The following is a 13,360-nucleotide window of genomic DNA, read 5'->3' on the forward strand; positions in this document are numbered from 1 at the left end:
TGATAGATAAAGGGCTATCAAGAATGTATGATAGCCCTCTTTTCTTTTAATTTATTCTCTAATTAGTTACCTTCTACAAGCTTTTTATATTCATCCATTTGTTTTTGGATTTCTTTTTGAACCTTTTCATACCCTGCTGCTTCTAATCTCTTACGGAAATCTTTGACAGCTTTTTCTGGATCTCCTGCTTTACCGAATGCAATTGCTGGTACCAATTGTGAAGTCACTTGTGATAGAGCAGAAAGTTCAGCTTCAACTGGAGTACTATCAAATACAAATTGGCCATATGGGTAAGGCTTTTTAATGGTATCGTACTGCGCAAAAATCTCAGACATTCCTTCCCATTTGTCAGCACTTGGGATTTCGAATTTATCTACACGGCCACCCCAGAAGTTAGCAGAGAATGAATCTTTTGTTTCATCATAACCTTCAGGACGAACACGTTTGCCATCTACAATTTCGTATTGTACTCCCTCAATACCATAGTTAAATAATTTGTAAAGCTCCTCATCGTTTCGAATCAAATCGTAAACCATTAGGGCACGTTCAGGGTTTTTGCTGTGAGCACCAACCGCTGTTGCACCGTGAGTAATCGACATTGAAATTAAGTTGTCCCGTGTGTCCGACCAAGCAAATATATCTATTTCTGAACCTGGTTGTTTCACGTCCATTTGTGGACGTAAGGTTGAGAATGTTTCTGTATGGTGCTGGTCAGCACCTGTTTTTCCAGCTTGGAATAAAGCGCGGGTATCACCTTTATAGTTCAATACGTCAGAACGCCAGTAGCCTTTATCTGCCCAATCCTTCATCATCTTTGCATAGTCTACAAACACATCTTCGAACACTGGACTCATAACGGTATAGGCATCTTCATAGGAATTAGCCCAATAAATCGGGAATACTCCTGTAGTAATTGGAAGTTCAATTGCATCGGAATAAGAAGTTGTATAACCCCATGCAGTTGTAACGTTTGTTCCTGGTGTATCCCAAGGAATAACACCCTTTTTATTATCTTTAATACCTTGGAAGTATTTACCAAGTGTTTCGAAATCTTTAATAGGTTCAGTGATTCCAAATTCTTTTGCCCAATCTGTGCGATAGAAAAAGCCGTGGTTAACCCATTGAGTATAAGAGTCCTCAGGAATCATAACAATTTTGCCATCGTATTTTGTTTGCTCCCAACTTTCTTTGGAAACATCTTCAAATGTCTTAGGTGCATATTTAGGCAGCAGGTCCGTAATATCCATGAATGCACCTTTTTGTGCATTTCCCCAAGCATCCAACCAGTCAGTAGCGGTGATAATTAAATCAACAGGTTCTCCAGAAGCTAGAGTTAGATTATACTTTGTCATATAATCAGCCCATTCAATCCATTTCAACTGAAGTTTAGCGTTTACTTTTTCTTTTAATATAGTATTTACTTGTTTCATTACTTTTTCTAACTGTCCGTTGGTCGGTTTATCTCCCAACACCATCATGCTAATTGTTACCTCTTCAGAAGTATCAACTTCACCATTCGCGTTTGTCTTTGTACCAGATTCAGAGTTTTTTGAACCCGTTTGACTTGAGCCATTACAGGCCACAAGACTAAAAGTCAAAAACATTACCAAAAATAATACCAAGGTTTTCTTTATCTTCACCATTTTTTTGCCTCCCTTTTAACTTTTTTAATTGTTACTCTCTATGAAACAAGGAAGATTCCTCAATCATATTCCATTACCCTTTTACCGCACCAACTGTAATACCTTGAATAAAGTACTTCTGTACAAACGGATAAAATAGAATAACCGGTCCAGTAGCGACAATGGCTGTTGCCATTTTCATACTTTCCAATGGTATGTCTTGCGGCGTTACATTGGAGGATGCAGCCGAATTTCTTATGAAATCAGCACTAGTGATCACGTTGTAAAGAAACAACTGTAACGGTCTATATTCCATATTCGGTGAAAGGAAAAGCATTGAATTATACCATTCATTCCAATACCCCAGGGCAATGAAAAGCCCGATTGTCGCCAAGGCAGGGGTAGTCATTGGGAGAATAATTCTTAAGAAAATCGTGAAATCACCTGCACCATCCATCTTCGCAGATTCCGTAATCTCATGTGGAATTGACTTTACAAAAGCCTTCATCATAATGATGAGAAAAGGACTCAGCAATCCAGGCAGCAGTACTGCCAAGTAATTATCTTTAAGATGCAGATACTGCGTTATTAAGAGATAAAACGGGACAAGTCCACCTGAGAAAAGAGTGGTAAAGTAGATATAAAATGATATTTTATTACGATACAAGAAATCTTGGCGCTGCAAGGCATAACCTGTCATGGCTACAATAAATAAACCTACTGCAGTTCCGACAACCGTAATGATCAACGTTACCATATAGGATCCAATCACAAGTCTTGGATTCTTAAACACGATTTCATATGCAAAGGTAGAAAATTCTTTCGGCCATAAAGAGAAGCCCCTTTCCATAATAGCCCTCTCAGATGTTAAGGAAGATGACAAGATCAAGACGAACGGTAATAGACAACATAGAGCAAAAAAACCAATAAAACCATATCCAATAATACGAACCATTATCGTAGAAAAGTCTATATTACGTCTGGCTGAGTTTTCCATACATACGTTCCTCCTTTAAAACAAAGAGTTTTCTGGTGAAACTTTTTTCACAATCCAGTTGGCTGTAAGGACAATAAAGAGACCCAAAATAGATTGATATAAACTTACCGCACTTCCCAATGAGAAGTTAAAATTCGTCATCAACGTTCGGAACACGTAGGTTTCAATAATATCTGTCGTTGGATAGAGCATGGTATTATTGGCACCAACCAGGTTATAAAATAAACCGAAATTCCCTTTTAATACTCCACCTAAAGAGAACAATAGCAGAATGATAAATGTTGGCTTAAGATAAGGAATTATAATATATCGAATACGCTGGAAAGCGTTAGCTCCATCGATTTCTGCTGCTTCTAAAATGGATTTATCAAGACCCATGATCGCAGCGAAATAGATGATTGATCCATAGCCTGTTGATTGCCATAGGAACGTAATTACAATAATATAAGGCCAAATCGCAGGGTTCGAATAAGTCTCTACTGGATCCATGCCAATCATTTTTAAAAATGAATTAAGTATGCCATAATCGTAACTAAGTATGTTATAGGCTAAAAGTCCAACTAAAACGGCAGAAATAAAATGCGGTAGAAACATAAGTGTTTGTGATACTTTTTTGAACCATTTATTTCTTAGTTCGTTAAGCATGATGGCTACAGCTATTTGGAGGATATTACCTAAAATGATGAAAGCAATATTATAAGCAATCGTATTAAAGGTTAACTTCCATAAATCACCAGTCATAACCAAAAAGCGAAAATTATCAAAGCCTACGAACGCACTCTTAAAGATACCAAGTGAATAATCAAAGTTTACAAATGCAAGATATAGCCCCGGCATTGGCAGGTAGGCAAAGACTGCGAAGAAAATAATGGCAGGTAAACACATAATAAGAAGGGTTCGGTTTCTCCACATTCTTTTAAATACAGTATCTTTCGTCTTTGTTTCAACAATAGGTGTATGGTGTGATTGCACCGTAACGGTCTTCATATAAATCCCCCCTAAACAACACGATTTGGACACGAAAGCAGCAACCAGCTTTTACAAAATGTACTAACAAAGTGATCTAATAGATTACTATTACTAATCTATCTGTATAAAAAATTCTTTCTTAAACAATGAAAGAATTTTTTATATAGAAGATAAGTTACTTACTAATAACATTAACAAAAAATGAAATCGGTTTCAAAAACATTTCAACAAAACTCATGTTATTCATATCATGTATAATTTCTATGTAGTTCAAATGAAATGGGTTTCATTATTCCAAATAAAAAGTGCTGTTACTAGTTTGATACACCAGTAATTCTTTAGAACACTATTTTGAAAGCGGTTACCCTGTTTTTATTATATTCAGGTTCCTATTAAAAGTAAATACCATCTATTAAATTTTCCCATTGTTCTGAAAATTATTTTTATTTACATTTTCAAAAGTCTTTAGGTATTTCTCCTGCATTAAGAAATGGGTTTCAGGGCATTCTAATTCTTTTATTGAAACAGGTTCCCTTGGAAAAATAATAAACAATCCAAGGGAACACACTAACTTTATTACAGAAGTTCTTTTCTAGTTGCCAAATAATGCTCTTCCCTCATGGTTTTCAATCATCACATAGAGAAGGTGCTATAACTCCTTTATAGAAGCAATCCCCTTAATTTTAAAAGAATATGAGTAGCTTCGATTCGCAAAGAGGGTGAATTCAGGATGTGTTTTTTGTCCCCAGCTGTCATCTCCACCTACGCCCATTTGTTTATAATTAATCCTCACTACCGTCTTATCGCTAGGTGGTAATTTATATCCGTGATCATGTTCTTCAAGCTCAAATGGAGTGTATGGTAAAGCATTCACCTCAACCGTAGGGCTTCCAGAGATTTTTAATCCTCCCCCCTGTTGATTGGTTAACAATGCCCATCTTACGCCTGTTTTATTTCCGCATTCCTGTGGTTTTAAGTATGGTACATATTGATCTTTTACTTTACCAGTATATATTCCAATTTTTGCACCTTTCTCTTTATCCCAATAATTCTCATATGGGCCTTTTCCATACCAAGTGATGGTATCAAACCTGCCATCTAATGTTGTCATCATTCCAACCTCTGGTATTTCAGAAAGATCGTTCCCTGGTTCTAGCTGATAGTCTACTGTTATTTCTCCATCACCCAAAATGGTGTAAACAATCTTACAAGATGACATTGTTGCCGGCAAAATGAATTGCGTTGTAACTACAGTAGCCAAAGTACTCTCCACATCTACTAAAAACGATGTAAGAACTTTATTTTTTCCAGCTTCTCTCCATATAGAGCTGCGTTCATGCAATTTATTCCCACGGTCATTATCGGTCATCGCACGCCAAAAATTTAAACCTACTTCATTCTCAAGTAGAGTGATGCCATTAAAACTATAGGACTCTAAGGTTCCATTGTTTTTATTAAAAATAACATTAAACCTGTCACCACTAATAGTTACATAATTGTCTTCTTGAATTACTTTTGTTTGTGGCGAATTGACAGGCGTACTTTCTGATATTGCTTTAACAATAGGAAGCACAAATTGTTCAAAAGCAACTTCATGGCCTTTATCAGCCCAAATTGTGCTATTTTTCAAATGGAGGCTAACAGTTAAAATATATTCATCCGACTGTTTACATACTTCAGGAATAGAGTAAGCTAGTTTAATTGTTTTTGTGGTGCATGGTTCCACCTTTATTTCTGAGGTACCATTTTGAATTAACAAGCCATTTTCTGTTAGCTGCCAAACGAGTTCGTACTTTTGAAGGTCTGTAAACAGATAATTATTTACCACATCAACAAGTCCCTCTTGGAGATTAGTTGCTGTAAAACGAACATTCTGATAGCACTTTTTTACTTCGATTATCTTTGGTGAAATCGTCCCATCTGCAAAAATTAAACCATTTCCTGAAAAATTCCCATCATGAGGTGTTTCTCCAAAATCACCGCCATAAGCTAAGTATGCTACACCATCAGTGGTCTTTGTTTCCAAAGCCTGATCCTTCCAGTCCCAAATAAATCCTCCCTGTATAATAGGGTATTTTTCAAATAAATCAGTATACTTGTATAGGTTTCCACAAGAATTCCCCATAGCATGACTATATTCACATAGAATGTACGGTTTCGGATTATCAGTGTACTTAGCATATTCAGCATATTTCTTTACACCTTCAGGACTTACATACATTGTGCTTTCAATATCTGATGCTGCTTCTGATTTTCGGTAATGGAAAATTCCTTCATAATGAACAATTCTAGTAGGATCCTTCTCCTTTAAAAAATCATGCATCTTTATAAAATTATCTCCGCCAAATGATTCATTTCCAAGCGACCAAATAATAATCGAAGGATGGTTTTTATCTCGTTGAAACATTGAATTACATCGATCAAGGACGTTCTCTCGCCATTCCACCTTGCTGCCTGGCACTGCATCGCCTTCATCTTTCTGCCCATACCTCCATGTCCCGTGAGTTTCAAGATTTGTTTCATCAATGACATACAAACCATATTGATCACATAATTCGTACCACAACGGATTATTCGGATAATGAGAAGTACGGACGGCATTAATATTATGCTGCTTCATTAATTTAATATCATTAATCATATCATCGTAACCAACTGCTCTCCCTTTATCTGATGCAAACTCGTGACGATTTACACCTTTGAAGACAATTCGTCTGCCGTTGATTTTCATGAGACCATCTTTTATTTCAAATGTTCGGAACCCCACCTTACAGCTTTCCGTTTCTTTAATGATTCCGCTTTCATCTTTCAAAATCAAAACTAGTGTATAGAGGTATGGACTTTCTGCACTCCATTTAAAAGGATTACCTACATTGGTAGAAGTATTGATCGAAATGAAGGATTGATTTTCCATGTCCACCTTTATTTGAAGTGAGTCCTCTAATACCGGGTTATTTTCATGGTCATAGAGCATCGCTTCAACTGTATAACCATTTACTGTCTGCTCAAACGCATTTTTGATTTTTGCTTCGATTTTCAATTTAGCATCCTTATATTCCTGATCCAGCTCCGTGGTCACAAAGAAATCATTTATATGAATTTCTGGAGTAGAATACAGATAGACATCTCGAAAGATTCCACTCATCCTCCAAAAATCCTGGTCCTCTAACCAGCTCGCATCGCACCAACGATATACCTCAACCGCTAACTTGTTTTCGCCATCAATTAAGTATGGTGTTAAATCAAACTCTGCCGGTGTAAAGGTATCCTCACTATATCCGACAAACTCTCCATTCACCCACACATAAAAGGCTGATTCTACTCCTTGAAAGTTAATATAAACCGGCTGTTCCTTCCAATCCTCTGAAATCGTAAAACTCCGAATATACTGTCCAACAGGATTATAGTTTATTGGAGCAAAAGGCGGCTTTATATCTTCTTTTCCTTCCCAAGGATATCTAACATTCGTATATTGAGGATAATCATATCCTTGTAGCTGCCAGTGCGATGGCACCTTTATTTCATCCCACTCACTAGCATCATAATCCTCCTTAAAAAAGTCTTGATTTCTTTTTCTAGGATTCTCATAAAATGCGAATTTCCAGCTTCCATTTAGAGACTGATAAAATTCAGATGAAGTTCGGTCCCCTTTTAATGCCTCGTCTACTGTCCTGTAAGGCATTAATGTTGCATGAGCATCCAATCGATTCAGCTGAAAAATCTCAGGGTTGTTATTCCACTCGGGATATCCATTTTCAGGTGGAGTATATCTATATTTATTCATCAGTTTGAACATAAAACTACCTCACTTCCATAAACTTTATCAAAAAATGAAACCGGTTTCAAATCTACCAAAAACAAAGGAATATAATTATCTATTATAGTAAAATTGATTACTATAACTTAATATTCCTAAAAAAAAGAAACCCATTTCATAAATATCGTACCTCAAGATTTGGAAATGCGCAATATTTTATTTTATTTTTCTGATAATATTTTACAAGAATCTCTTAGTACGAGTGAAGTTGGAATAACCGTTTCTTTCTCTGCCTCTTTCTCATTAATTAAATCTACTAGTACATTAATAGCGGTTTGACCTAATAGATCATAATTCTGACTTACTGTCGTGATTCCAGGAGGGAAATGCTTTGCCAAATAAATGTCATCAAACCCAACAACTGAAACATCATCTGGAACCTTTAACCCAAATTTGGTAAGGACTTTTATTACCCCAATCGCTACTAAATCATTGGCACAGATAACCGCAGTAGGCCTCTCTTTTAAAGAGAGGAATTGTGCTGCAACTTCTTCACCAGATTCAATACTAAACCCGGCATCCAAAACCCAACTTTTATTGACACCTAATCCTTTATTTTCCATTATATTAACAAAAGTATTCTTTTTTACATCTGTTGAACTTACCCCTTCTAGTCCGCCAAGAAAACCAATGTTTTTATGATTTAGATTTACTAAAAGTTCAACAAGCATTTCAACTCCTGACTCTTCATCAGTTCTAACAATATGGGCATCTACCCCCGACATTTGACCATTAACAAAAACAACAGGAACTCTTTCCATTACTTTCTTCATTTCTTCAGCATATTCCTGATCGGTGTCAGTGTCATTAATTCTACCACCAAGATAAATAATCCCATCCACCTGTTTTTCTACTAAACTTTGCAAGTATTTAGATTCATTTTCTGAGTTGTTCATCGTATTGCACAAAAATGTTGTATATCCTAACTCCAATGCAAATGCTTCACTTTTTTGAACCAGTGTTGAAAAAAATGGATGATTTATGTCTGGTAAGATAAATCCAATGGTTTTTGATTGCTTATGTAATAAGCTTCTTGCTAAACTATTAGGTCTAAAATTATATTTTTCAATCACATCAACTATTTTCCGCATTGTCTGTGGACGCACTTTTGCATTTCCGGTTAAGACTCTTGAAACTGTAGCTGGTGATACATTAGCTTCTTTAGCAATGTCATATATTGTTATATTTTCCTTTTTCATAACTCTCCTCCACCGCTCATGATTTCATTGTACTCAAACAGGTTCAATGAAACCGATTTCATTTAATTGTAATGCTATAATAATTTTTAGTCAATACATATTGTTTTAGTTATAGTTGCCGAAAACTTGCGGAAAAAATCAAATTGTCCCGAATCCTCTTCTGGACGTAAAAAAGCCTTGATTTTCAAGGCTTTTTTTTTTGTTAATAATATTCAATTAATATGGGTACAAAAAAGGTATTATATTGGGAATATTTATGATTCTAGTATCAAAACATCAAAAGGATTTAAAGTATGTTTATTTGTAACCATATTTCCTGTTAGTATGTTTTTGTACTCTTTTTTAACAACAATCTCTTGCGGTCTTTCAGAATAATTTAATAAGAATGTGTACTCTATTCCATCTTTATGTCGAATGGCTAATTCGATCTCCTCTGACAACTCAAATTGATCATGATAGTTATTTAGTTCAAATTCCTTCAATAGTAAGGATGCATGCTCTAAATTAAATACTCCGCCAAAATAATAGCTGCTGCCTAATCCATAGTTTCGTTTTACTAAGGCAGGCTTACCTTCAAAATACGCACTAGAAAACGTACTAATTACCTCTACATCATCCGATTGTAGTTGTAGTATTCGTTAAAATCATTCGCCTCCAGAACATTTTCTCCCTTGAAGTTTATACTAGGTACCTCTTCAAATGGAGCAACTCTCGTGAAATCTTCTACGGTCACTCCAACTAAATCAGCCAAATATCCAGGGAATGCCTTCATATACGTTTGGCCGGTTTCATCCTTATAACCAGAACGACATCCAAATATGATTTTTCCGCCATCTTTAACGTATTCTTTAAATAATTCAGCTTGTTGTTTCGTTACTATGGCTGGATGAGGATAAACTAGTACTTTGTATTTCTTTAAATCATCTATAGTAGTTTCATTCCTTAAGTAAACAGCATCTGCGGGTACATGGTTGTATTGAAAGGCTTTAATCCATGCATCTTTACTTTTTGAAGCATATGGTCCATACCATTTATCAAATTCTCCGTCCCATTCATTATCATAGCTTGTTACAAGAGCAGCCTCCGCTTTATAGGAGGAGCCAATAATAATATCTCCAATTCGCTGGATTTCTTTGCTTACCTGGTCAACCTCCTTAACACGGCGATTTGGGAGGTTATGGTAGTCATTGATACCATGCCAGTAAATTTCTGTGCCTTTTGTAGCTGTTCTCCATCTAAAATACATCACCATATCTGCGCCATGAGCAATAGATTGGTAGGTCCATAGCCGAAGCTGGCCAGGTTTTGGCGAAGGTTGTTCCATTCTCGTTACCCAGCCTCCAGGACCAGATTGCTGTTCAAAAATTGCAAAGTTCGGGGAAATACTTCTGACAATACTTAAATTCCAGCTCCATTTCCGGTCGCGCAATGGTTTTTCTGAATTGTCTTCGATTACTCTTCCAAAGTTCGGGTAGGAATCATATGCAAAGAAATCGAGTAAATCATTGGTCATTTTGTGATTATCTAAATGATTAAACATCCCGTTGGTCGTAACCCACTGATTCGGTGCATGTTCACGCAGAATATCTGCTTGTACCTTTGCAAAGGAAATAGCACTATCGGAAATAAATCGTTTTTCATCCAGCATATGATGAGGGTTCGGTGAATTTGGCACTGTTTTACGAGTTAAGTAGACTTGATCCCAGCTCGTATACGTTTGGTTCCAAAATACTGTGCCCCATGCCTGATTTAAGTTATCTAACGTTTCATATTTTGCCTTTGCCCATTCCCTGAATGCCTTGTGATCGGCTTCTGAGTAAAAAACATCCATTTCACAATTTAATTCGTTATCAATCTGCCAGCCTACGATAGCAGGATGGTCTTTATAATGCTTAACCATTTTAGTGACAAGAATAGAAGATAACCTTTGATAGATTTCAGAGTTGTAATTATAGTGGCGGCGTGCACCATGTTGATACGAAATACCATCTTGTGTAACGTTTAGTACTTCCTGATACTTTTGTGTCAACCAGGCAGGAGGTGTTGCAGTTGGTGTCCCCATGATCACTTTTAAACCGTATTCGTGAGCCTTGGCTGCAGCCCGATCAAATAAATCAAACGAAAATATCCCTTCTTCTGGTTCAAATATCGTCCAGGCAAATTCACCCATACGGACATATGTGAAGCCTAATTCTTTCATTCGTCTGTAATCATCTTCCCATAGTTCCTCTGACCAATGCTCCGGATAGTAACATACACCTAACTTCAACTTATCCTCTATTAACTTTTTCACCAATAAGAACATCTCCCTAAACAAAAATTCTGACTGATTTTTGAAATTCTTTCCAGCTTAATTCCTTTCATGATTTTAATTGAAGAGTGATTTTAAATACCATTAAGGGTTCTTAACCCGTAAACTCCACCTGCAATTTTTCCTTTGGTTGAGGCGAATTTAACTTCAACTTTCTCTTTTCCTCTTGTTATTTCAGTTGGAATTTCGTAAAACTCATTAAATAACTCTTCTGAAACCTTACCTTCAAGCTTTTGCTCCCCAATTTTCGTATCATTTACTAGTATTTGAAAGTATCTTTCATAAGCTTTTCCATCAAGATATAAAATACCGTCGCCACTAAAATAGGTTACACATAGATACATACGTTTAGTTGGATCAACAGCCATTTCATAGCTGAAAAATCCATCATCTTGACTATCTCTCCATGCTCGATGAACTAGATTCAAGTAGCCTGAATTTGAATTTTTCGCCTTCATTGAATGTTCAACCTCTGATTGCTGCTCGTGCGGTTGAACTTGGTCAACTGTAAGTAATTGTAATTTTTCAAGTTCACCTTGTTCACTACTTAAAAATTCCTTATACGCTTCTTCATTCATTAAATCCCAGTATAAGGTGTATCGTTGGTGATGTAAGGCAAAAAAAGGAATGAGAGTCACTTTTTTCTTTCCTGGTTGTCCAATCTTATCGGTTTCAAATGTTAACGATGAACCTTCTACAGGATTTATCCATTTGTTTAAATTTGTTTCATTCGTAACTAAGGTGGGAACATCAATTAATGGGTAATTATTTAAAGATAAGTGATCGTCCAAAATATCTGTTTCAGGGAAGTTTTCTCTTCCCAATGCTCCGGCTAATGCAATAGGTCCATACATAAATGAAACTTTACTTGAATCGCTCTTAGAGACATAGGAATGAAGCTCCATAGGAAGGCTAAGTTCAAGTACATCACCTGAATTCCAATTGCCTGTTATCGTTAAATACCCGTTCTCACTCGAAGAATAAGTATGCTGATCATTAACCTTTGCACTCAACTCACCTGATATCCAAATTGGAACCCTTATATGAATCGTTAAAAATTCATTATTAGCCTCTTCGAAGATCAGTTTTGAAGACGGGTTATCAGGAAACGTAGTTTCTTGTTTTAACTTGATTTTTTCAAACCCAAGTTCAGAACTAATAAATAAATTCACATATAGTTCTTCATTTTCATAGTGGTAAATTTGTCGTGTATATCGTGCTGGGTTTTCCATTCCAGTACCAGTACAGCACCAGAACGAATCATCATGCGAGCAGTATACTTTAAAATGTCCAGGCTGCGTTGAAACAAAATATGTTTTCATTCCAGTATCAGGATCTTGTGAAGCAAGGATATGGTTATACAATGCCCTTTCGTAGTAATCCATGTATTCTACCTTATGTGTCCAATTAAATAAGTGCTCTGTTAGCTTCAGCATATTATAGGTGTTACATGTTTCATTCGTTTGAATACCAAGTTCTTCCGTATTTTCAAGACCAAAATGTTCATTTTTTGAATTCCCGCCTATGACATATGAACGATTTCTAGTGACGATATCCCAGAAGTAAATCGCACAATCATGGTAGTAAGTTTCCCCTGTAATTTCAAAGAGCTTAGCAGCACCAACTACTTTAGGAATCTGGGTATTGGCGTGTTTTCCTTCAAGTTCATCGATTCCTTTTGAAAGTGGATCAAGGATTGCTTTATGACAGAATCTAATCGCTAGTTCTAGATAGTCAGTGTTACCTGTTATTAAATAAAGATCAGCCATTGCTTCATTCATTCCGCCATGTTCACATATTAGCATTCGTTGGAACTCTTGATTTGAAAGATTCTCAGTTCCCCTCTTTGCCCAATCCGCTAGTTTAAGAACAACCTGAAGAGCCTTTTCATTGCCAGTTAGCTTATACGTATCGATTAGCCCAGCATAAATTTTATGAATGCTATACCACGGTACCCATGAATCTCCCAGACTAAAATTAGAAACCTGAAAATCTCCCCCTGCAAAAACCTTGTCAAAGCAATCTCGTGGAAAACCACTTACATACCCATCTGGGTCAAATGATTGCACATGTTCGAGTTCATTAATGGCGTAATCAAGCTTTTCCTTTAATTCTTTATCCTTTGTTACTGCATACATACTTGAAGCAGCTGACAACCAATGTCCGATTGAATGACCACTGATTCCTCTTTTTTCCCACCCGCCATAAAGCGGTTTTTTCGGTATTTTGGAAATGGCTTGGTAACAAGATGCTACTAATCTATCAACATCCAATGTCAATAAAAATCCTTTTCCAACTTCCTGTGATTCCTTAAAAATACCATCTAATAATGTAACATTCTGTTTTCGATACTCAACTTTAACATCTTTCATGAAAATTCACCCTCTTATGTATTTAATATCGTTATCAACCATTATGAATTTTCCATTAGTAAAATGGAATTCA

Annotated in this window: 8 protein-coding genes; all 8 read right to left on the reverse strand. The window is 36.2% G+C overall.

What is annotated here, in order from left to right:
- Nucleotides 1-62: 62 nt before the first annotated feature.
- The 8 genes from CHI06_RS14465 to CHI06_RS14495 all read right to left on the reverse strand — a co-directional run bounded on the left by CHI06_RS14465 (nucleotide 63) and on the right by CHI06_RS14495 (nucleotide 13,287).
- Nucleotides 63-1,643, reverse strand: coding sequence for an extracellular solute-binding protein (locus CHI06_RS14465; RefSeq protein WP_095249259.1), 1,581 nt, complete (start codon nucleotides 1,641-1,643; stop codon nucleotides 63-65).
- A gap of 73 nt (nucleotides 1,644-1,716) precedes the next feature.
- Nucleotides 1,717-2,619 (reverse strand): carbohydrate ABC transporter permease, encoded by a 903-nt coding sequence (locus CHI06_RS14470; protein ID WP_095249260.1) that lies wholly within the window; start codon nucleotides 2,617-2,619, stop codon nucleotides 1,717-1,719.
- Nucleotides 2,620-2,634: 15 nt separating this feature from the next.
- Nucleotides 2,635-3,531 carry an ABC transporter permease gene (locus tag CHI06_RS14475; RefSeq protein WP_257009307.1) on the reverse strand — a complete coding sequence of 299 codons (897 nt, stop codon included), beginning with the start codon at nucleotides 3,529-3,531 and terminating at the stop codon, nucleotides 2,635-2,637.
- A 706-nt stretch (nucleotides 3,532-4,237) separates the two neighbouring features.
- Complete coding sequence (locus CHI06_RS14480; protein WP_095249262.1) at nucleotides 4,238-7,384, reverse strand: glycoside hydrolase family 2 TIM barrel-domain containing protein; 3,147 nt, start codon at nucleotides 7,382-7,384, stop codon at nucleotides 4,238-4,240.
- A gap of 182 nt (nucleotides 7,385-7,566) precedes the next feature.
- Complete coding sequence (locus CHI06_RS14485) at nucleotides 7,567-8,604, reverse strand: LacI family DNA-binding transcriptional regulator (protein ID WP_095249263.1); 1,038 nt, start codon at nucleotides 8,602-8,604, stop codon at nucleotides 7,567-7,569.
- Between the two features lie 254 nt (nucleotides 8,605-8,858).
- Complete coding sequence (locus CHI06_RS30505) at nucleotides 8,859-9,086, reverse strand: Beta-galactosidase C-terminal domain (RefSeq protein ID WP_306453815.1); 228 nt, start codon at nucleotides 9,084-9,086, stop codon at nucleotides 8,859-8,861.
- Nucleotides 9,087-9,211: 125 nt separating this feature from the next.
- Nucleotides 9,212-10,897 (reverse strand): beta-galactosidase, encoded by a 1,686-nt coding sequence (locus tag CHI06_RS14490; RefSeq protein WP_257009308.1) that lies wholly within the window; start codon nucleotides 10,895-10,897, stop codon nucleotides 9,212-9,214.
- 92 nt (nucleotides 10,898-10,989) lie between these two features.
- On the reverse strand, nucleotides 10,990-13,287 hold the full coding sequence (locus CHI06_RS14495; RefSeq protein WP_095249264.1) for a glycoside hydrolase family 127 protein: 2,298 nt from the start codon (nucleotides 13,285-13,287) through the stop codon (nucleotides 10,990-10,992).
- Between the last annotated feature and the right edge of the window lie 73 nt (nucleotides 13,288-13,360).

The organism is Bacillus sp. 7884-1, from assembly GCF_002272245.1.
GTDB lineage: Bacteria > Bacillota > Bacilli > Bacillales > Cytobacillaceae > Neobacillus.

Coding starts and splice junctions, on each gene's coding strand:
- CHI06_RS14475 (WP_257009307.1), bottom strand. CDS start 3,531: ATGTGGAGAAACCGAACCCTTCTTATTATGTGTTTACCTGCCATTATT.
- CHI06_RS14495 (WP_095249264.1), bottom strand. CDS start 13,287: ATGAAAGATGTTAAAGTTGAGTATCGAAAACAGAATGTTACATTATTA.
- CHI06_RS14485 (WP_095249263.1), bottom strand. CDS start 8,604: ATGAAAAAGGAAAATATAACAATATATGACATTGCTAAAGAAGCTAAT.
- CHI06_RS14480 (WP_095249262.1), bottom strand. CDS start 7,384: ATGTTCAAACTGATGAATAAATATAGATATACTCCACCTGAAAATGGA.
- CHI06_RS14470 (WP_095249260.1), bottom strand. CDS start 2,619: ATGGAAAACTCAGCCAGACGTAATATAGACTTTTCTACGATAATGGTT.
- CHI06_RS14465 (WP_095249259.1), bottom strand. CDS start 1,643: ATGGTGAAGATAAAGAAAACCTTGGTATTATTTTTGGTAATGTTTTTG.